The sequence below is a fragment of the Pantoea sp. genome (assembly GCF_032114055.1).
In the GTDB taxonomy this organism is placed as follows: Bacteria; Pseudomonadota; Gammaproteobacteria; order Enterobacterales; family Enterobacteriaceae; genus Pantoea.
Genome location: NZ_DAMCTB010000006.1, coordinates 1 through 20,514, shown reverse-complemented (window position 1 = coordinate 20,514; position 20,514 = coordinate 1). Strand labels below are relative to the sequence as shown.

At 54.5% G+C, this 20,514-nt stretch carries 21 protein-coding genes and 1 other annotated feature; of the genes, 14 read left to right on the top strand and 7 right to left on the bottom strand.

Features of this window, described 5'->3' with window-relative positions; genetic code table 11:
* The first annotated feature begins 758 nt into the window (after nucleotides 1-758).
* The 4 genes from yqaB to luxS all read left to right on the top strand — a co-directional run bounded on the left by yqaB (nucleotide 759) and on the right by luxS (nucleotide 4,054).
* Nucleotides 759-1,325, top strand: a complete 567-nt coding sequence (gene yqaB / locus RT657_RS11760; protein ID WP_313654673.1) for a fructose-1-phosphate/6-phosphogluconate phosphatase — start codon at nucleotides 759-761, stop codon at nucleotides 1,323-1,325.
* 23 nt (nucleotides 1,326-1,348) lie between these two features.
* Entirely contained in the window at nucleotides 1,349-1,750 is a 402-nt protein-coding gene (locus tag RT657_RS11755) for a YqaA family protein (protein ID WP_313654893.1), read from the top strand.
* 31 nt (nucleotides 1,751-1,781) lie between these two features.
* Entirely contained in the window at nucleotides 1,782-3,389 is a 1,608-nt protein-coding gene (gshA, locus tag RT657_RS11750) for a glutamate--cysteine ligase (RefSeq protein ID WP_313654672.1), read from the top strand.
* Between the two features lie 149 nt (nucleotides 3,390-3,538).
* Nucleotides 3,539-4,054 (top strand): S-ribosylhomocysteine lyase, encoded by a 516-nt coding sequence (gene luxS / locus RT657_RS11745; RefSeq protein WP_128085950.1) that lies wholly within the window; start codon nucleotides 3,539-3,541, stop codon nucleotides 4,052-4,054.
* Nucleotides 4,055-4,111: 57 nt separating this feature from the next.
* On the opposite strand, the gene RT657_RS11740 is transcribed toward luxS, so the two are convergent.
* A complete protein-coding gene (locus RT657_RS11740; protein WP_313654670.1) occupies nucleotides 4,112-5,398 on the bottom strand; it encodes an HlyC/CorC family transporter in 1,287 nt (428 codons plus the stop codon).
* 15 nt (nucleotides 5,399-5,413) lie between these two features.
* The gene (locus tag RT657_RS11735; RefSeq protein ID WP_313654669.1) at nucleotides 5,414-6,214 is read right to left on the bottom strand and encodes an inner membrane protein YpjD; all 801 of its coding nucleotides are present in this window, start codon (nucleotides 6,212-6,214) and stop codon (nucleotides 5,414-5,416) included.
* A 164-nt stretch (nucleotides 6,215-6,378) separates the two neighbouring features.
* On the opposite strand from RT657_RS11735, the gene ffh reads away from it, so the two are divergent.
* From ffh to rplS, 5 genes are all read left to right on the top strand, one after another.
* Nucleotides 6,379-7,740 carry a signal recognition particle protein gene (gene ffh, locus RT657_RS11730; protein WP_313654668.1) on the top strand — a complete coding sequence of 454 codons (1,362 nt, stop codon included), beginning with the start codon at nucleotides 6,379-6,381 and terminating at the stop codon, nucleotides 7,738-7,740.
* Between the two features lie 142 nt (nucleotides 7,741-7,882).
* Nucleotides 7,883-8,131, top strand: a complete 249-nt coding sequence (gene rpsP, locus RT657_RS11725) for a 30S ribosomal protein S16 (RefSeq protein ID WP_111141450.1) — start codon at nucleotides 7,883-7,885, stop codon at nucleotides 8,129-8,131.
* An 18-nt stretch (nucleotides 8,132-8,149) separates the two neighbouring features.
* Entirely contained in the window at nucleotides 8,150-8,698 is a 549-nt protein-coding gene (gene rimM / locus RT657_RS11720) for a ribosome maturation factor RimM (protein ID WP_111141451.1), read from the top strand.
* Nucleotides 8,699-8,733: 35 nt separating this feature from the next.
* Complete coding sequence (gene trmD / locus RT657_RS11715) at nucleotides 8,734-9,498, top strand: tRNA (guanosine(37)-N1)-methyltransferase TrmD (protein ID WP_313654667.1); 765 nt, start codon at nucleotides 8,734-8,736, stop codon at nucleotides 9,496-9,498.
* A gap of 42 nt (nucleotides 9,499-9,540) precedes the next feature.
* A complete protein-coding gene (gene rplS, locus RT657_RS11710) occupies nucleotides 9,541-9,888 on the top strand; it encodes a 50S ribosomal protein L19 (RefSeq protein ID WP_031374778.1) in 348 nt (115 codons plus the stop codon).
* A gap of 96 nt (nucleotides 9,889-9,984) precedes the next feature.
* Here the strand turns inward: rplS and RT657_RS11705 are convergent, their stop codons facing one another.
* A complete protein-coding gene (locus RT657_RS11705; RefSeq protein ID WP_313654666.1) occupies nucleotides 9,985-10,521 on the bottom strand; it encodes a GNAT family N-acetyltransferase in 537 nt (178 codons plus the stop codon).
* A gap of 289 nt (nucleotides 10,522-10,810) precedes the next feature.
* On the opposite strand from RT657_RS11705, the gene RT657_RS11700 reads away from it, so the two are divergent.
* Nucleotides 10,811-11,890 carry a 3-deoxy-7-phosphoheptulonate synthase gene (locus RT657_RS11700; RefSeq protein ID WP_313654664.1) on the top strand — a complete coding sequence of 360 codons (1,080 nt, stop codon included), beginning with the start codon at nucleotides 10,811-10,813 and terminating at the stop codon, nucleotides 11,888-11,890.
* Nucleotides 11,891-11,895: 5 nt separating this feature from the next.
* Nucleotides 11,896-13,017: a bifunctional chorismate mutase/prephenate dehydrogenase gene (gene tyrA, locus RT657_RS11695; RefSeq protein ID WP_313654663.1), complete on the top strand. Its 1,122-nt coding sequence runs from the start codon at nucleotides 11,896-11,898 to the stop codon at nucleotides 13,015-13,017.
* A 41-nt stretch (nucleotides 13,018-13,058) separates the two neighbouring features.
* Here the strand turns inward: tyrA and pheA are convergent, their stop codons facing one another.
* From pheA to bamD, 4 genes are all read right to left on the bottom strand, one after another.
* Nucleotides 13,059-14,222: a bifunctional chorismate mutase/prephenate dehydratase gene (gene pheA / locus RT657_RS11690; protein WP_313654662.1), complete on the bottom strand. Its 1,164-nt coding sequence runs from the start codon at nucleotides 14,220-14,222 to the stop codon at nucleotides 13,059-13,061.
* A 22-nt stretch (nucleotides 14,223-14,244) separates the two neighbouring features.
* Nucleotides 14,245-14,369, bottom strand: a sequence feature (Phe leader region).
* Nucleotides 14,321-14,368 carry a pheA operon leader peptide PheL gene (gene pheL, locus RT657_RS11685; RefSeq protein WP_193555295.1) on the bottom strand — a complete coding sequence of 16 codons (48 nt, stop codon included), beginning with the start codon at nucleotides 14,366-14,368 and terminating at the stop codon, nucleotides 14,321-14,323. Its footprint overlaps the feature before it by 48 nt.
* Before the next feature lie 88 nt (nucleotides 14,370-14,457).
* The gene (gene raiA, locus RT657_RS11680; protein ID WP_111141458.1) at nucleotides 14,458-14,793 is read right to left on the bottom strand and encodes a ribosome-associated translation inhibitor RaiA; all 336 of its coding nucleotides are present in this window, start codon (nucleotides 14,791-14,793) and stop codon (nucleotides 14,458-14,460) included.
* A gap of 280 nt (nucleotides 14,794-15,073) precedes the next feature.
* Entirely contained in the window at nucleotides 15,074-15,805 is a 732-nt protein-coding gene (gene bamD / locus RT657_RS11675) for an outer membrane protein assembly factor BamD (protein WP_313654661.1), read from the bottom strand.
* A 129-nt stretch (nucleotides 15,806-15,934) separates the two neighbouring features.
* Here bamD and rluD point away from each other — a divergent pair, with 129 nt between their 5' ends.
* The 3 genes from rluD (at nucleotide 15,935) to clpB (ending at nucleotide 20,339) form a co-directional block, all read left to right on the top strand.
* Nucleotides 15,935-16,912, top strand: coding sequence for a 23S rRNA pseudouridine(1911/1915/1917) synthase RluD (rluD, locus tag RT657_RS11670; RefSeq protein WP_313654660.1), 978 nt, complete (start codon nucleotides 15,935-15,937; stop codon nucleotides 16,910-16,912).
* Nucleotides 16,912-17,640, top strand: a complete 729-nt coding sequence (gene yfiH / locus RT657_RS11665; RefSeq protein WP_313654659.1) for a purine nucleoside phosphorylase YfiH — start codon at nucleotides 16,912-16,914, stop codon at nucleotides 17,638-17,640. The genes rluD and yfiH overlap by 1 nt, the downstream gene beginning before the upstream one ends.
* A gap of 113 nt (nucleotides 17,641-17,753) precedes the next feature.
* Nucleotides 17,754-20,339, top strand: a complete 2,586-nt coding sequence (clpB, locus tag RT657_RS11660; protein ID WP_313654658.1) for an ATP-dependent chaperone ClpB — start codon at nucleotides 17,754-17,756, stop codon at nucleotides 20,337-20,339.
* The last annotated feature ends 175 nt before the right edge of the window (nucleotides 20,340-20,514 follow it).

The window sequence follows — 20,514 nt, the reverse complement described above, 5'->3', positions numbered from 1 at the left end:
GAACCGAGCGGTCGGAGGTTCGAATCCTCCTGGATGCACCATATTCTCCAATATGATTAGTGCCTCAGTGTTTCATGACGTGAATAACGTACAGGTCTCACTAAGGAGGATAACGTTGCGTCAGCAACGGCCCGCAGGGCGAAGCGCAAGCGGAGTCATCCTCCTAGATGCACCATATTCTTACTTATGATCAGCGCCTCAAAGTGTCATCACGTAATCCGCGTTCAGACTGCACTAAGGAAGATAACGTTGCTTCAGCAACGGCCCGAGGGCGAAGCGCAAGCGGAGTCATCCTCCTGGATGCACCCTATACTCCCGGGATAAAGCGCTTCAGTGCCATGACAGGATACGGCTGGACTCATTCTCTCCATTTTTCCAGCCGCAATCTCACGCGTAGTCATCGCCGCAGAGATAAACTGCAAAGATCTCCCTCAGCTTACCACTGGCTTTGCCAGCAGGGCTTTCGTCCCTGATTACCGCCATTAATTCATCACTCTGACTTAAGCGGGCTTTGACACCTGCCTGCTGCAATGACGTACCCGGTTTTGCCTTCCTGCCCGTCTTCTGCTGTCCGGCACTGAAAGATTGCTAAAAAATGCTGCAAATTCGTACTGTTATGGCTGGGCGTGGGCGATCACCTTTATCTGAAAAGAAAAATTGTTAATGCTTTCAAAGCATTTGCTGTTCATCCACCCTGGCGACAACCTGTCCACATTAGGCTAAAGTAATATCTCATTTGGTGAACGTCCGGAGTGACAATGTACGATCAATATGACGCCCTGATTTTCGATATGGACGGCACCATTCTGGATACCGAGCCGACACATCGAAAAGCGTGGCGTCAGGTACTGGCGCATTATGGATTGACGCTGGATGAAGCACGTATCATCGAATTCAATGGCGCGCCCGCCTGGCGGCTTGCGCAGTTCATTATTGAATCCAATCAGGCGTCACTTGATCCCTATCTTCTTGCCGCAGAAAAAACAGCGGCCGTGAAAGCGATGCTGCTGGAAAACGTGATACCGCTGCCTCTGCTGGAGGTGGCAAAAGCGTATCAGGGGCGTCGTCCGATGGCGGTAGGCACCGGAAGCGAACATAGCATGGCAGAGGCGTTACTGACGCAGCTGGGCGTGCGTGCGCTGTTTTCGGCCGTGGTCGGCGCTGACGACGTAAAACATCACAAACCCGAGCCAGAAACGTTTTTACGCTGCGCCGAATTACTGGGCGTGGCACCGGCACGCTGTGTGGTGTTTGAGGATGCCGATTTTGGTATTCAGGCAGCAAAAGCAGCAGGCATGGCCGTGGTGGATGTCCGTTTACTGTGAGTGATGTCTTCACCCTTGCCTCGATGTTCGGCAGTAGCTTTTTAAGTGCGACGCTCCTGCCAGGAAGTTCAGAAGCACTACTGATTGCATTTCTGATAGCAAAAAAGACATCAGTTTTCGGGTTGCTTTTGGCCGCATCACTGGGAAACACACTGGGCGGCTTAACCAACATTATTATTGGTCGCTTACTGCCGTTAAAACGTCAGGGGCGATGGCATGACACAGCAATGACGTGGTTGCACCGACTGGGGCCCGCAGCACTGTTATTCAGCTGGCTGCCGGTGATAGGTGATCTGCTCTGCGTGCTCGCAGGCTGGTTACGTTTCGCCTGGTTGCCCGCAGTGCTGTTTCTCGCTGTCGGCAAGACACTGCGTTATATCGTTATCGCGACTGCCACATTACAGGGGCTGGAATGGTGGCATTGATTCGCACAGATTCGAGGCTACGGTTAACATTATGCTGAACAAAAATAAATTATTATCACAGCGGGGGGGGAATGTGATCCCGGACGTATCAAAAGCGCTCTCCTGGCTGGAGGCGCATCCCAATGCCCTTAAAGGTATTGGCCGTGGCATCGAGCGTGAAACGCTGCGCGTGCAGGCAAATGGCGAACTGGCAACAAGCGGACATCCGGACTCTCTGGGATCGGCGCTGAAGCATGACTGGATCACCACCGATTTCGCTGAAACGTTGCTGGAATTTATCACGCCAGTCGACCACAGCATTGAGCACATGCTGGCATTCCTGCGTGATATCCATCGTCATGTCGCTCGCGAACTGGGCGAGGAGCGCATGTGGCCGTTCAGTATGCCGTGTGTGATTGACGATGCCGACAACATTGAACTGGCACAGTATGGCTCTTCCAATATCGGGCAGATGAAAACGCTCTACCGCGAAGGGCTGAAAAACCGCTACGGCGCGCTGATGCAGACCATCTCCGGCATTCACTACAACTTCTCGCTGCCGCTCTCCTTCTGGCAGGAGTGGGCTGACGTGAAAGATCAGGAAAGCGGAAAAGAGACGATCTCGGCGGGCTATCTGCGGCTGATCCGCAACTACTATCGCTTCGGCTGGGTGATCCCGTATCTGTTTGGCGCCTCACCGGCTATCAGCTCCAGCTTCCTGCAGGGCCATGAAAGCGCACTGCCGTTCGAAACCAATGACAAAGACACGATGTGGCTGCCGTACGCCACCTCGCTGCGCCTGAGCGATCTGGGTTACACCAACAAGTCGCAAAGCGCGCTCGGTATCACCTTTAACTCGCTGGAAGGCTATGTCACTGCGCTGAAGAAAGCGATCAGGACGCCTTCCGAAGAGTATGCGGCAATGGGGACAAAAGATGCCGACGGAAACTGGCTGCAGCTGAATACCAACGTGCTGCAGATTGAAAACGAACTCTATGCGCCGATCCGGCCAAAACGCGTGACGCGCTCGGGTGAAGCACCTTCTGATGCGCTGCTGCGTGGCGGTATCGAGTATATCGAAGTGCGTTCGCTGGATATCAACCCGTTCTCTGCCATCGGCGTTGATGAGAATCAGGTTCGCTTCCTCGACCTGTTCCTGATCTGGTGTACGCTGGCCGACGCGCCGGAAATGAGTGCAGATGAGCTGCAATGCACCCGTAAAAACTGGAACCGGGTGGTGCTGGAAGGGCGCAAACCGGGGCAGAAAATTGCCGTAGGCTGTGGCGAAGCGGAACATTCACTGGTCGAAGTGGGTAAAACCCTGTTTGCCGATCTGCGTCGCGTTGCTGAAGTCTTAGACAGTAACAATGAAGACAGCACGGAATATCAGCAGGTCTGCGATCAACTGGTAGCATCGTTTGACGATCCTGAGCTAACCTACTCGGCGCGCATCCTTCAGGCAATGAAGGACAACGGTGTTACCGGCACCGGCGTGGCGCTGGCTGAACAGTATGCGCATCTGCTCTGTGAAGAGCCGCTGGAAGTCCTGACTGAAGAGGATTTCTCGCGCCAGGCGCAGGAATCAGTTGCGGCACAGCAGCAGCTGGAAGCGAGCGATAAGCTGGATTTTGAAGCGTATCTGGCGAGCCGGGAAGGGTAGAAAAGAAAAAGGCCACATCAATGTGGCCAAATTAACATCTCTGTTGTCAGGGATGATGATAACAAATGCGCGTCTTTCATATATTCAGACGTTGGGCGAACAGAAAAGTTTCATCGTTTTAAAAAAATTCTCAGAACAGGAGGTGACGTATGCCACTACTGGACAGTTTTACCGTTGATCACACCATCATGGGCGCACCGGCCGTACGCGTTGCCAAAACCATGAAGACTCCGCATGGCGATACGATTACCGTTTTTGACCTGCGTTTTTGCCGCCCGAACATTGATATCCTCACCGAGCGTGGCATCCATACGCTGGAGCATCTCTTTGCCGGCTTCATGCGCGACCACCTGAACGGTGACGGTGTGGAGATCGTCGATATCTCGCCAATGGGCTGCCGCACCGGCTTCTACATGAGCCTGATCGGCACACCTGACGAGCAGCGCGTAGCAAAAGCGTGGAAAGGGGCGATGGAAGACGTTCTGAAAGTCAAAGATCAGAACCAGATCCCGGAACTGAATGAATACCAGTGTGGCAGCTACAAGCTGCACTCACTGGATGAAGCGCAGCAGATCGCCCGCAATGTGCTGGCGCATGAGATTGGCGTTAACCGCAATGACGATCTGAAACTGCCTGCTGAGAAACTGAAAGCTCTGCAGATCTAGTCAGCGCCTCCTGAAAAAAAACGCCGCATCATGACGATTGCGGCGTTTTTTTTTGCTTCAGGAACCGACTGATTTCTTAAGTGGTGTCTTCGGGGTGATACGCACCTGCTTAATCATGTTGTCCTGCACGTCGAGAATATCGACATTGTAGTGGCCAATCTGCACCCGGGTGGCGATAGCCGGGATATCTTCCAGTGCTTCCAGCAGCATGCCGTTGATGGTGCGCGCTTCCTGCTCCGGCAGATGCCAGTTAAAGGCCTTGTTGATTTCGCGTACGTTTGCGCTGCCTTCAATCAGGACCGAGCCATCATTTTGGGGCATCACTTCTTCGGCCAGCGACGGGGACATCGAGGTGGTGAAGTCACCCACGATCTCTTCCAGAATATCTTCGATGGTCACCAGGCCCTTGATGTCGCCATACTCATCCACCACCAGACCCGCTTTCTTTTTGTTGCGCTGGAATTTTACCAGCTGGGTGTTCAGTGGCGTGCCTTCCGGGATGTAGTAGGTCTCATCGGCGGCGCGCAGCAGGGTCTCTTTGGTGAACTCTTTTTTCTCGGTCATCATGCGCCAGGCTTCGCGCACCCGCAGCATACCGACGCAGTCATCCAGCGAGTCACGAAACAGCACAATGCGGCCATGCGGTGAATGGCTCAGCTGACGCACCACGGATTTCCAGTCATCGTTGATATTAATGCCGACAATCTCGTTACGCGGCACCATGATGTCATCCACGCTGACCTTCTCCAGGTCGAGCACCGACAGCAGCATATCCTGGTTACGGCGTGACATCAGACTCCGCGACTCATAGACGATGGTGCGCAACTCCTCCTTGCTCAGCGCCGAGCTGATGGCACCCTCGGTGCGGATACCCACCATTCTCATCAGCAGACGGGTGATCGAGTTGAGCAGCCAGACCAGCGGCAGCATGATGTATTGCATCGGCACCAGCAGCAGACTGCTGGGAAAGGCAACCCGCTCAGGATACAGGGCGGCCACCGTTTTTGGCAGCACCTCAGCAAAGACCAGGACCACAAAGGTCAGGATGCCGGTGGCGATCGCCACCCCTTCATCGCCGTGCAGGCGCATGCCAACGATGGTGGCCAGCGCGGAGGCCAGGATATTAACGAGGTTATTACCAATCAGAACCAGGCTCAGCAGCCGATCAGGACGACGCAGGAGTTTTTCTACCCGGCGTGCGGCGCGACTGCCGTTCTTGACCTGATGACGCAGCTTATAGCGATTAAGGGTCATCATCCCGGTTTCCGACCCGGCAAACCAGGCAGAAACCAGTACCATGATGCAGAGAATGATAATCAGCGTGGTGGTTGAAACATGTTCCAACGCAGAACTTCCTTTTTAACGAGAGACAGGGACAAGCAGATGCTGCAGGATGCGACTGCCGAAGTAGGCCATGGTTAACAGCACCGCTCCGCTGCAGTTAAACCAGACGACGCGGCGACCACGCCACCCTTCATGATAGTGCCCCCACAGCAAAACGATATAAACAAACCACGCGATAATCGAGAGGACGGCTTTATCGACGTTTTCAGCACTGAAGAGATCCTGCATATAGAACAGGCCGGTACAGAGCACCAGCGTCAACAGCACGACGCCCACCTGGGTGATGTGAAACATCTTACGTTCGATGGTCAGCAGCGGCGGCATATCCTGCGTAAAGGCCAGGCGCTTGTTTTTCAGCTGATAATCGATCCACGCCAGCTGCAGCGCATAGAGCGCGGCGATAATCAGTGTCGCATAGGCGAACAGCGACAGGCCAATATGGATCATCATGCCCGGCGTGGTTTCCAGATGCGTGATGAACGCGTTAGGAACAAAGGTGGCGAAGGCGAGGTTGATCAGCGCGAAGCTGTAGACGATTGGCAGCAGCAGCCAGCCACGATTGCGTGACGCTACGATGGTCATGATGGCGCAGATCAGCAGGCTGACCAGCGAGCCAATATTGAGCAGGCTTAAGTTCTGTCCGCTATCGATGGCGAAGATGCGTTGCTGCAGGGCTACCGCGTGTGTCACCAGCGCCACACAGGCAGAGATCATCGCCATTCGCCGCCAGCCACCATGACGCTTTAGCAGGCTGGGAATGATCAGGGCAAGGCTTAAGGAGTAGGCGAACAGCGCCACTATCGCGAAAACGAACATAGATCCTTTCAGGTTCAGTCAGATAAGGAAAAAGGCAGTATAGCGCCAGCCGAAGCAGGCTCCAAACGATCTGAGGGGCAATTGCAGAGATCGCCGGGGCTTCGTGTTATAATCCGCCGCATTCTGCCGATCAGGCGCCTCGCGATCTTTTTAAGTGAGAGACCATGTTTGATAATTTAACCGATCGTTTGTCGCAAACCCTGCGAAACATCAGTGGCCGCGGAAGGCTGACTGAAGAGAACATTAAAGAGACCCTGCGCGAAGTGCGCATGGCACTGCTTGAAGCCGACGTTGCGCTGCCAGTGGTACGTGACTTCATCAACCGTGTGAAAGAGAGCGCGGTCGGCCATGATGTGAACAAAAGCCTGACGCCAGGTCAGGAGTTTATCAAAATCGTTCGTAACGAGCTGGTTGCGGCGATGGGTGCGGAAAACAACGCGCTGGATCTGGCCGCTCAGCCGCCTGCGGTCGTGCTGATGGCGGGCCTTCAGGGTGCCGGTAAAACCACCAGCGTCGGTAAGCTGGGTAAATTCCTGCGCGAAAAGCATAAAAAGAAAGTGCTGGTGGTTTCTGCCGACGTCTATCGCCCGGCGGCGATCAAACAGCTGGAAACCCTGGCTCAGCAGGTCGGCGTGGATTTCTGCCCCTCCGATCTGAACCAGAAACCGGTCGACATCGTTAACAATGCGCTTCGCGAAGCGCGTCTGAAGTTCTACGATGTGCTGCTGGTGGATACCGCGGGTCGTCTGCACGTCGACGAAGCGATGATGGAAGAGATCAAACAGGTGCATGCCGCGGTTAAGCCGGTAGAAACCCTGTTTGTGGTCGATGCCATGACCGGTCAGGATGCGGCAAACACCGCAAAAGCCTTTAACGAAGCGCTGCCGCTGACCGGGGTTATCCTGACCAAAGTCGACGGTGATGCTCGCGGTGGTGCGGCGCTGTCGATTCGTCACATCACCGGCAAGCCGATTAAATTCATGGGTGTCGGTGAGAAGACCGATGCGCTTGAGCCGTTCTATCCGGACCGTATTGCGTCACGTATCCTCGGCATGGGTGACGTGCTCTCCCTGATCGAAGATATCGAAAGCAAAGTCGACCGCGATCAGGCCGAGAAGCTGGCGAAGAAGCTCAAGACCGGTGACGGGTTTGATCTCAATGACTTCCTTGAGCAGCTGAAGCAGATGCGCAACATGGGCGGTATGGCCAGCCTGATGGGCAAACTGCCTGGCATGGGACAGCTGCCTGACAATGTGAAGTCGCAGATGGATGACAAAGTGCTGGTGCGCATGGAGGCGATCATTAACTCAATGACCCGCAAAGAGCGTGAGAAGCCAGAAATCATCAAAGGTTCGCGCAAACGTCGCATCGCGAACGGCTCAGGCATGCAGGTACAGGACGTTAACCGCTTATTGAAGCAGTTCGACGACATGCAGCGCATGATGAAGAAAATGAAGAAGGGCGGTATGGCGAAAATGATGCGCGGCATGAAAGGTATGATGCCGCCAGGTTTCCCTGGTCGCTAAGTGTTCCACAAAAAAGCCTGGAAGGACGCGGTTTAGGTTGCTTTTTGCGCCAAAATGAGTAAAATTTTCGGGCTTTTTATATAGCACCCGGACCCCGTTCCTCGATGGGGGACCGGGTGTTTTATTAACTGAAGAGGATGTTATGGTAACAATTCGTTTGGCACGTCACGGCGCTAAAAAGCGTCCGTTCTATCAGGTCGTCGTCACTGACAGCCGCAATGCACGCAACGGTCGTTTCATCGAGCGCGTTGGTTTCTTCAACCCGATCGCATCTGGTCAGGCTGAAGCACTGCGTCTTGATATGGATCGTATCGAGCACTGGGTTGGCCAGGGCGCAACGCTTTCTGATCGCGTTAACGCGCTGGTCAAAGAAGCAAAGAAAGCAGCTTAATCTGTCACGGTGGTGAGCATGAGCAGACAACTTGCCGCACAGCCTCCTGTTAACCCAATCGTATTGGGTAAGATGGGAGCCGCCTACGGTATTCGCGGCTGGCTCAAAGTGTTTTCCTCCACTGAAGACGCTGAAAGCATCTTCGACTACCAACCCTGGTTCATCCAGCGCGCCGGCAAATGGCAGCAGGTCGAACTGGAAAGTTGGAAGCACCACAATCAGGACCTGATCATCAAAGTCAAAGGCATTGACGATCGGGATGCGGCAGCGCAGTTAACCAATTGCGAAATTCAGGTTGACTCGACGCAGTTGCCATCGCTGGAAGAGGGCGATTACTACTGGAAAGACCTTATGGGCTGCCAGGTGGTTAACCTCGAAGGCTACGAGATGGGTAAAGTCATCGATATGATGGAAACCGGCTCGAACGACGTTCTCGTTGTTAAGGCAAACCTGAAAGATGCATTCGGTGTTCAGGAGCGGTTAATTCCGTTTCTTGATGAACAGGTTATCAGGAAAGTCGATCTCTCTACTGGCGTCATTGAGGTAGATTGGGATCCTGGTTTTTGATCTCCGAATCGAACGGTAACGTAACGGCGAATACAATGTGGATTGGTGTTATTAGCCTGTTTCCAGAAATGTTTCGCGCTATTACCGATTACGGGGTAACTGGCCGGGCTGTAAAAAACGGTCTGCTCAGCATTCAGAGCTGGAGTCCACGTGACTTCACGCACGACCGGCACCGTACCGTGGACGATCGTCCTTACGGCGGCGGACCGGGAATGCTGATGATGGTACAACCCTTACGGGATGCCATCTCCGCAGCGAAAGCAGCGGCAGGTGAAGGTGCCAGGGTGATTTATCTTTCACCTCAGGGTCGCAAACTGGACCAACAGGGCGTTTGCGAACTGGCGGCACGCAACAAGTTAATTCTTGTCTGCGGCCGTTATGAAGGGATTGATGAGCGCGTAATCCAGTCCGAAGTTGACGAAGAATGGTCAATCGGGGATTACGTTCTCAGCGGCGGGGAACTGCCAGCAATGACGATGATTGACGCCGTCGCCCGGTTTATTCCTGGCGTACTCGGCAAGCAGGCGTCAGCTGATGAGGATTCGTTCTCGGATGGATTGCTGGATTGTCCGCACTATACCCGACCTGAAGTGTTAGACGGCGTGGAAGTTCCGGCAGTATTACTGTCAGGCAACCATGCTGATATTCGCCGCTGGCGTCTGAAACAGTCGCTAGGCCGTACCTGGCTGAGAAGACCTGAACTTCTGGAAAACCTGGCTCTGACTGAAGAGCAAGCAAGGTTGCTGAATGAGTTCCAGCGTGAACATCAGCAGCAACAAAACGATGATGCGGAAGAGTAATCTTCCCCGACTATCAGTTTACCCAGGATATGAGATTTAATTATGAGCAACATTATCAAGCAAATTGAACAAGAGCAGATGAAACAGGACGTACCTTCCTTCCGCCCGGGTGATTCCGTGGAAGTGAAAGTATGGGTCGTTGAAGGTTCTAAAAAACGTCTGCAGGCATTCGAGGGCGTGGTTATCGCTATTCGTAACCGCGGTCTGCACTCTGCATTCACTGTTCGCAAAATTTCTAACGGCGAAGGCGTTGAGCGTGTATTCCAGACTCACTCGCCAGTAATTGACAGCATCACTGTTAAACGTCGTGGCGCTGTGCGTAAAGCCAAACTGTACTACCTGCGTGAGCGTACTGGTAAGTCTGCTCGTATTAAAGAGCGTCTTAACTAAGGTATCGCTAACGCGACATCTGAAAGTTAATAGCAAACAAGGGGTTGGCGTGATGCCAGCCCCTTTTTTTGTCCTGATGTCAGCCGGATGGCGCGGTTAACCGGCCTCCGGGCGCTGGAAATGGTAAATCGCGGTATTCACCGGCCCCTCTTTTAACACGATCAGACCATAGCGACAGCCAATAAACTGGCCACCGCACTTCTCCGCCACACCCCGGCTGGGCAGGTTCTCTTCTGCAGCCAGAATTTCGATCACCCGGGTTTCCGGACGCGAAAATCCCAGCGGCAGCAACGCCGTAACCGCACGGCTGGCGATCCCCTGACGCTGGGCGTCGCTGCGCACCCAGTAGCCGATGGCGCTGGTGTCCCCTGGACGCCGGGCAAAGCGTATCCCCGCGCCACCCAGCAATTGGTCATGCTGATCAACTATCGCAAACTCTTCGGCTTCTTCCCGCATGCGTTGCCAGTGGGTAAAGCGTATCCAGCTTTCCGCTTCATGAGGCTGATAGTCATGGTGCGCCCAGGCCATCCAGGGGATCAGCGTGTCCAGCGAGGCGTTAACCGCAGCCGTAAATGCGGACACATCGTTTAACAGGAAAGGGCGCAGATGAAGATTCAGCGGGGAAGGGAGCATGTCATCAACCCGGTTCAGTAAAGAATATCCCCATTCTGACCGCAACGAGCAAAAACACCAATGTCTCTTGGTGTAAAATTATATTTACTTTTACAGGGTGTGGCTTTGATAGTGTTTTTTTTATAACTTTATGTTTATTATGAATTAATAAAGTATTTCCGATAGCGGATTATGGGTATGGTAATAAATATGTACACCCATCCTTGCTCGCTGTATCTAATGTGATACAGTGTGTGCATTCCTCAACGAGGAGTCCATGACTGCCAATACGAGCCAAAGGATCGCCATCATGCAAAAAGACGCGCTGAACAATGTGCATATCGCCGGTGAACAGGTCTTAATTACGCCTGAAGAGCTGAAAGCGAAATTTCCACTGACCGCTGAACAGCAGGATCAGATTGCGGCCTCGCGCCAGACAATCGCGGACATTATTGCCGGCCGCGATCCGCGCCTGCTGGTAGTATGCGGACCCTGCTCCATTCACGACACGGAAGTGGCACTGGATTACGCGCGTCGTCTGCACACTTTGTCCGAACAGCTGAAAGATCAGCTCTATATCGTGATGCGCGTCTACTTTGAAAAACCGCGTACCACTGTCGGCTGGAAAGGACTGATCAACGATCCTTACATGGATAACTCGTTCGATATGGAAGCGGGCCTGCACATTGCGCGTCAGCTGCTGGTCAGCCTGGTGGAGATGGGCCTGCCGCTGGCGACCGAAGCGCTGGATCCCAACAGCCCGCAATATCTTGGCGATCTGTTCAGCTGGTCCGCGATTGGTGCCCGTACCACAGAATCACAGACACACCGTGAGATGGCGTCGGGCCTGTCGATGCCGGTAGGCTTTAAGAATGGCACCGATGGCAGCCTGGGCACCGCGATTAATGCAATGCGCGCCGCCGCGATGCCGCACCGCTTTGTCGGCATCAATCAGGCCGGTCAGGTCTGTCTGCTGCAGACTCAGGGCAATCCGGATGGTCACGTCATCCTGCGTGGCGGTAAAGCGCCCAACTATGGTCCGGAAGATGTTGCGCAGTGTGAAAAAGAGATGCTCAGGGCGGGACTGCGTCCGGCCTTAATGATAGATTGCAGCCACGGTAATTCGAATAAAGACTACCGTCGTCAGCCTGGCGTAGCGGAATCCGCTATTGCGCAGATAAAAGATGGGAACCGATCAATCATTGGTCTGATGCTGGAAAGCCATATCAATGAAGGTAACCAGTCTTCTGAGCAGCCACGCAGCGAAATGAAGTATGGCGTTTCCGTTACTGATGCCTGCATCAACTGGGATGTGACCGAAACGCTGCTGCGTGAAATGCATCAGGATCTGCAGGGAGTGCTGTCGGCGCGTCTGTCAGAAGAGGTGTAAGAGCAATGGTGGCTGAACTGACCGCGTTACGCGATCAAATTGACAGCGTGGATAAAGCGCTGCTGGAACTGCTGGCTAAACGGCTGGAGCTGGTGGCCGACGTCGGAGAGGTCAAAAGCCGCTACGGTCTGCCCATCTACGTGCCGGAGCGCGAAGCCTCCATGCTGGCTTCCCGCCGCAAAGAGGCAGAGGCGCTGGGTGTGCCACCGGATCTGATCGAGGATGTGCTGCGCCGCGTGATGCGCGAATCCTATACCAGCGAGAATGACAAAGGCTTCAAAACCCTGTGTCCTGAGCTGCGCCCGGTGGTGATCGTCGGCGGCAAGGGGCAGATGGGCAGACTGTTTAAAAAAATGCTCGGGCTGTCAGGCTATACGGTTAAAACGCTGGATAAAGAGGAGTGGGCGCAGGCCGATGCGCTGCTCAGTGATGCCGGCATGGTGATTATCAGCGTACCGATTCATCTGACCGAGCAGGTCATCGCTCAGCTGCCGCCTCTGCCGGAAGACTGTATTCTGGTCGATCTGGCGTCGGTTAAGAACCGGCCACTGCAGGCGATGCTGGCGGCACATAGCGGTCCGGTACTGGGTCTGCATCCGATGTTTGGCCCGGACAGCGGCAGCCTGGCAAAACAGGTGGTGGTCTGGTGCGATGGACGGCAGCCGGAAGCGTATCAGTGGTTCCTGGAGCAGATTCAGGTCTGGGGCGCGCGTCTGCATCGCATCAGCGCGGTAGAGCATGACCAGAACATGGCGTTTATTCAGGCGCTGCGACACTTCGCCACTTTCGCTTACGGCCTGCATCTGGCGGAAGAAAACGTCAATCTGGATCAGCTGCTGGCGCTTTCCTCGCCAATCTACCGGCTGGAGCTGGCGATGGTCGGGCGGCTGTTCGCTCAGGACCCGCAGCTCTATGCGGACATCATCATGTCATCGGAGAGTAATCTGGCGCTGATAAAGCGTTACTATCAGCGGTTTGGTGAAGCGATTGCTCTGCTGGAGCAGGGCGACAAGCAGGCCTTTATTGCCAGCTTTAACCGGGTAGAGGCGTGGTTTGGCGATCATGCAAAACGCTTCCTGGTAGAAAGCCGCAGCCTGTTACGCTCGGCGAATGACAGCCGTCCATAACTGAACTGAAAAAGGCATCCCTGCGGATGCCTTTTCTTTTTTTATTCGCCCGGTTCCACCGGCACTACATTCTCGCTGGGATAGCAGCCCAGCACCTTCAGAGAGCGGGTCATGGTTTTCAGTTCCTGAAGCGCCTGCTGCATCCGTTCCGATTGCAGATTACCCTGCACATCAATGTAAAACATCTCTTCCCACGGGTTGCCATTAATCGGGCGCGACTCAAGCTTACTCATAATCAGGTTATGCTGACGCAGCACCAGCAGCGCATCAACCAGCGCACCCGCCTGCTGGCCGGTCGCCATAATCAGGGTAGTTTTGGCCGGAACCTGATCGGAAACGTCGATCGCTTTACGCGCCAGCACGATGAAACGGGTATGATTCTGCTGCTGATTAGCCAGATTACGCTCCAGCACCTGCAGCTGATACAGCTCGCCACCGGCTTCACTGCCCAGTGCCGCGACGGTAGGGGAGTTAAGCGCCGCCACTTTCTCCATCGCCGCCGCCGTGCTTTCGGTGTATTCGATTTTCCAGTGCGGGAAACGGTTAATGAACTGGCTGCACTGCTGGAAAGGCTGAGGGTGGCTGTAGACGGTTTCAATCTGTTGTAAATCGGTAGGGCCATTGACCAGCACGCAGTGGTCGATAGGAAGGGTCAGCTCGCCCACAATAGAGAGACTGGTCTGTTGCAGCAAATCATAGACGTCGTTGATCGAACCGGAACTGGTGTTCTCAATCGGCATCACCGCATAGTCCGCGACGCCGTTTTCGACCTGTTTGATGATGTCATGAAACTTCAGGCAGCCCGACTCCACCATGCTGTCAAAATGGCGCGAGGCGTAGTTACGGGCGGCAAGATGGGAATAGGAACCTTTCGGGCCCAGGAAGGCGATACGGGCGGCATGCGCATGCGGATGGTTGAGGTTTTTCTGCAGCAGCGCCTGCTGAGTCAGGACGGAATCTTCAATCACCAGCTGAAATAGGCGGGTGATGTAGTGGGCATCCAGCTTATGCGCTTTTCCCAGCACAATCAGATTTTCCAGCAGCGCGCGCTCACGCTCCACATCCCGAATCGGGCGATGCGTCGCCAGCTTCGCTTGTGCCACTTCTACGGCCAGCAGACGACGCTCGGCCAGCAGCGTCAGAAGTTTTTTATCCACTGCGCTGATTTTATCGCGTAGCGCCAGCAATGGATTGTCGGGATTCATAGGGCTCACCTGTATGCTATCCAATAAAAAAGCCTCCCGGTTGGGAGGCTTCGTTGTTCGTCTTCGCTTTCATTCTCACACGACGAATGGCCTCCCGTTCAGGGGAAGGTAAAAAAGAAAGCGAAGAAAAACAGATCAGGTTTCATTGTGACATCCGACGAGAGAGTGGACTGAGAGTAACCGTACTGCTCAAAAGCTGTCAATAAAAAACGCGCCCGGAGGCGCGTTAGCAAAATCAGGACTCTTCGCCAGCGGGTATAATGTCTTTTACGCTGGCACTGGCACGGCGCGCTTCAGACTTGTGCTGAACCTTATTCAGCTGACGTTCGAGCTTCGCGATCAAATCGTTGATAGCGGTATACATATCATCGTGCTTGGCACTGGCTACCAGGGTCCCGTTTGGTGTGTTTATAGTGGCATCGGCCACGAATTCTTTGGGCTCTTTGGACAGGACAATATGCGGATTAATCAGGTCGGTTTGCCATTTTTCCAGCTTGGCGAGACGGTCTTCAACATGGCTTCGGATTGCCGGGGTGATCTCCATTTGTTTACTGGTAATGTTCAGAATCATTATGCTTACCTCTCTGTCATTTCCGTCTTGGTCCTTTCAGCATAGCGCGAAAAAACGGTAAATGTGAGATTACGGTCACGAAAAAATGTCACTTTTTGTCAGCAGAATTGTTCTGCGAGAAAGGCAGAGAAACGGGCTGAAATGGCTTGAAGCGAAACGATTAACAGGGCATGCTTGATGGGTTAACTAGCAGTATTCAGATCCAGTTCTGACTGTTCTGTGAGCACAAAAAAGCAGCCATCGCAGGCTGCTTTTTTGTGTCTGAAGACCGGTCGGGCTATCAGCTGTTGTTCGCAGCGATAATCTTCGCCACTTTGTCAGCTTCAGCGTTCAGCTGCAGATGACGGTAGGCATTTTCCATCAGCGGCAGGGCATCATGGGTGGCCTGCGTATCCGGATAATCGCGCATCATCCCTTCAACACGGTTAACAACCGCGACATACGCCTCACGCTTAGTATAGAATTGCGCCACTGAGAGTTCATATTTGGCCAGGCGATCTTTCAGGTAGACCAGACGTTTTTGCGCATCGGCCGCATACTGACTGTTGGGGTAGTTGCGCAGCAGCTGGGCGAAATCGCGGAAAGCGTCACGGGCGTGCGTCGGGTCACGGTCAGAACGATCGATACCAAAGAAGCCCTGCAGTGCCGAGTCATCCAGCGCCATATCCGTCAGACCTTTCATATAGATGACATAGTCAATGTTCGGATGTGTAGGATTCAGACGCATAAAGCGGGTAATGGCCGCCTGCGCCAGAGGCAGATCGGCATTTTTATAGTACGCGTAGATTAAATCCAGCTGAACCTGCTGCGCATAAGGACCGAACGGATAACGATTATCCAGCGCTTCCAGTTGCTTAATCGCAGCTTTAAAGTTACCGTCCTGCAGCTTTTGCTGCGCTGTGGCATAGATTTCAGAAGGCGGGCTGTCCGGTACCGCGTCATTTGAGCCGGAACAACCAACAAGTGCCAGGCTCAGTGTGGCAGCAGCCACCAGATGTTTCATACGCGTCATGACGAAGTGATTATCCTCAAATGTTATGGCGGAAGCTGTCCGTATAGCTCCCGGTAATGACCAGGTACGATAGCACATTATATTAAACGGCATCGCCGTGAAAACCCAACGTTAACGAAGAAGCTGTATATGGCACAACAAGTTCAACTCACCGCAACGGTATCCGAATCACAACTCGGACAACGCTTAGATCAGACTTTGGCGGAATTGTTCCCTGATTATTCACGTTCTCGCATAAAAGAGTGGATCCTCGACCGTCGCGTGACGGTAAACGGTGTGATGGTAGAGACACCAAAAGAAAAAGTGTTGGGCGGCGAGCTGGTCGCGATTGACGCTGAGATCGAGGAGGAACAGCGCTGGGAGCCGCAGAACCTGCCACTCGACATCGTTTACGAAGATGAAGACATCATCGTTATCAACAAACCGCGTGACTTCGTGGTGCACCCTGGCGCCGGCAATCCGGATGGCACGGTGTTAAACGCCTTGCTGCATCACTATCCTGCGATTATGGATGTGCCGCGTGCGGGCATCGTACACCGTCTGGATAAAGATACTACCGGGTTGATGGTGGTCGCGAAAACCGTTCCCGCTCAGACGCATCTGGTGGACTCGCTGCAGCGCCGCGAAATTACCCGTGAATATGAAGCGGTCGCGATTGGTACGATGACCGCAGGCGGCACGGTTGAGCAGCCCATCAGCCGTCACTCCACCAAACGTACTCACATGGCGGTCCATCCGATGGGTAAACCGGCGGTGACCCATTACCGCATCATGGAGCACTTCCGCGCGCATACCCGTCTGCGGCTGCGTCTGGAAACCGGCCGTACGCACCAGATCCGTGTGCACATGTCGCACATCAGCCATCCGCTGGTGGGCGATCCGCTGTACGGTGGCCGCCCGCGTCCGCCAAAAGGCGCGTCAGAAGCCTTTATCAGCGCGCTGCGTGGATTCGATCGCCAGGCGCTGCATGCCACCATGCTGCGTCTCTATCATCCTATCAGCGGAATCGAAATGGAGTTCCACGCCGCGCTTCCGCAGGATATGGTCGATCTGATTGCGGCCCTGAAAGCGGATACCGAAGAGTTTAAAGACCAGATGGACTGGTGATGGACCTGATCACGCCCGAGTGGCCTGGGTCATCCCGTGTCCGGGCCTGCTCGACACAACGGCAGGGAGGAGTCAGCGCCTCCCCCTGGCATGCACTGAATCTCGGCGGGCACGTAGGGGATGATCCCGTCGCGGTGGCGCAGAACCGGCAGCGACTGGTGACAGAAGCGGGGTTGCCCGCCATGCCACAGTGGCTGGAGCAGGTTCACGGCACGGATGTTGTGCGTCTGACGGCAGGGGGCAGTGCGCCACTGCGTGCGGATGCCTGTATCACCGATCAGCCCGGCACCGTCTGTGCCATCATGACCGCCGACTGCCTGCCGGTTCTGTTCTGCTCACAGGATGGACGTGAAGTGGCGGCGGCGCATGCAGGCTGGCGCGGACTCTGCGCGGGCGTATTGGAAAATACGTTGGCACAGTTTCGTTCGCCGCCCGATCAGATTCATGCCTGGCTTGGACCGGCTATCGGGCCCGATGCGTTTGAAGTCGGTGCCGAGGTGCGGCAGGCGTTTGTTGCGCAGGACGCGCGCGCCGAAGCGGCTTTTCGTCTGGCAGGCGATCGCTTTTACGCTGATATCTGGATGCTGGCCCGGATGCGGTTACAGGCTGCGGGCGTGCAGTCCATCAGTGCCGACGCCCGTTGTACCTGTACACAGCGCGACAATTTCTTCTCCTACCGTCGCGATGGGATAACCGGACGTATGGCAACTTTGATCTGGCTGTTATAACCTTACGCCATAAGACGGTCCAGTCAGCGCATTTTTTACTCAAATCTCAGGTCATTAACCTTGAAAATTTGAGGGATGACCTCATCTAATCTCCAGTAGCATTTTGACCTGTAATGGGAGGAATTATGCGTCTGGATCGTCTTACCAACAAATTTCAGCTGGCTCTCGCCGACGCACAGTCCCTGGCTCTGGGACACGATAATCAATTCATAGAACCTTTGCACCTGATGAGCGCACTGCTCAGACAGGAGGGCGGATCCGTTTCACCTTTACTGACCTCAGCAGGCGTTAACGTCGCGCCATTTGGCGCGCAGGTTGAGCAGGCTATTGATCGTCTGCCACAGGTCGAAGGCAGCGAAGGGGATGTGCAGCCCTCATCTGACCTCGTGCGGGTGCTGAACCTGTGCGACAAACTGGCGCAGAAACGCAACGATAACTTTATTTCATCCGAATTATTTGTTCTGGCTGCCCTGGAATCACGCGGCTCACTGGCCGACCTGCTCAAAGCAGCGGGTGCCACGCGCGAAAAAATTACCAGTGCGATTGAGCAGATGCGGGGAGGGGACAACGTGAACGATCAGGGGGCTGAAGATCAGCGCCAGGCTTTAAAGAAATACACTATCGATCTCACCGAGCGGGCGGAGAAAGGCAAACTCGATCCGGTTATTGGCCGTGATGAAGAGATCCGCCGTACCATTCAGGTGCTGCAGCGCCGGACGAAAAACAACCCGGTGCTGATTGGTGAACCCGGTGTGGGTAAAACCGCGATTGTTGAAGGACTGGCGCAGCGTATCATTAACGGCGAAGTGCCTGAAGGGCTGAAAGGCCGTCGGGTACTGGCGCTGGATATGGGGGCGCTGGTGGCCGGGGCAAAATATCGCGGCGAATTCGAAGAGCGTCTGAAAGGCGTGCTGAGCGACTTGGCAAAACAGGAAGGCAACGTCATTCTGTTTATCGACGAGCTGCATACGATGGTGGGCGCCGGTAAAGCCGATGGCGCGATGGATGCAGGCAACATGCTTAAGCCCGCGCTGGCCAGGGGTGAACTCCACTGTGTCGGGGCAACGACGCTCGATGAATACCGTCAGTACATCGAAAAAGATGCCGCGCTGGAGCGCCGTTTCCAGAAGGTCTTTGTGGCCGAGCCGAGCGTGGAAGATACCATCGCTATTTTGCGCGGCCTGAAAGAGCGTTACGAACTGCATCACCATGTGCAGATCACCGACCCGGCGATTGTCGCGGCGGCTACGCTTTCTCATCGTTACATCGCCGATCGTCAGCTGCCCGATAAAGCGATAGACCTGATCGACGAGGCCGCCTCCAGCATTCGTATGCAGATGGACTCGAAGCCTGAATCGCTGGATCGACTGGAGCGCCGCATCATTCAGCTGAAGCTGGAGCAGCAGGCGCTGAAGAAAGAGGCGGACGATGCCAGCATTAAGCGCCTTGAAATGCTGGAAACGGAGCTCAGCCAGAAAGAGCGTGAATATGCCGAACTGGAAGATGAGTGGAAGACAGAGAAAGCGTCACTCTCTGGCACCCAGAACATCAAGGCTGAACTGGAGCAGGCGCGACTGAATTTAGAGCAGGCCCGTCGTCAGGGCGATCTCGCTCAGATGTCGGAGCTGCAGTACGGTAAGATCCCGGAACTGGAAAAACAGTTAGCGGCCGCGACCCAGGCGGAAGGCAAGACCATGAAGTTACTGCGCAACCGCGTCACGGATGTGGAAATCGCTGATGTGCTGGCGCGCTGGACCGGTATTCCGGTGGCACGAATGATGGAAGGGGAGCGCGATAAGCTGCTGCGTATGGAGCAGGACCTGCATGGCCGGGTTATCGGACAGGATGAAGCAGTCGAGGCGGTTTCGAATGCCATCCGACGCAGCCGCGCCGGTCTGTCTGATCCTAACCGGCCTATTGGTTCATTCCTGTTCCTGGGCCCGACCGGGGTAGGTAAAACCGAGCTGTGTAAATCGCTGGCGAACTTCCTGTTTGACAGTGACGATGCGATGGTGCGTATCGACATGTCCGAGTTTATGGAAAAACACTCTGTGTCGCGGCTGGTGGGTGCTCCTCCCGGCTATGTGGGCTATGAAGAGGGCGGCTATCTGACCGAAGCGGTGCGTCGTCGTCCTTATTCCGTGATCCTGCTGGATGAGGTTGAGAAGGCGCATCCGGATGTCTTTAACATTCTGCTGCAGGTGCTGGATGACGGGCGTCTGACGGATGGGCAGGGACGGACGGTTGATTTCCGCAACAGCGTGGTGATTATGACCTCTAACCTGGGATCGGATCTTATCCAGGAGCGGTTTGGCGACCTCGGCTACCCGGAAATGAAAGAGATCGTCATGGGCGTGGTCGGACAACATTTCCGTCCTGAGTTCATTAACCGTATCGACGAAGTGGTGGTGTTCCATCCGCTGGCTGAGAAACATATTGCGTCTATCGCGCAGATTCAGCTGCAGCGGCTTTACAAACGTCTGGATGAACGGGGTTATCAGCTGCACATCTCGGATGCGGCGCTGCGACTGCTGGCAGAAAATGGTTATGATCCGGTCTATGGTGCGCGTCCGCTGAAACGGGCAATACAGCAGCAGATCGAGAACCCGCTGGCGCAGCAGATTCTGGCTGGCACGCTGGTTCCCGGCAAAACCATCGAAATGGATGTGGAAAACGACATCATTACGGCTCACCAGTAAGTGTGTGCGTCAAAAAACGGGCCCCGGGCCCGTTTTTTTTGGCGTTTTGTAGGGTTTTTGCTTACTTTTTCCCCGTTTTGGGTGCAAAGTGAACGGTTGGTAAAAAAGTTGTAGTTTACGCTTGCGCTATCCGAACCGTTCCCTATAATGCGCCTCCATCAACACGGCACACCGG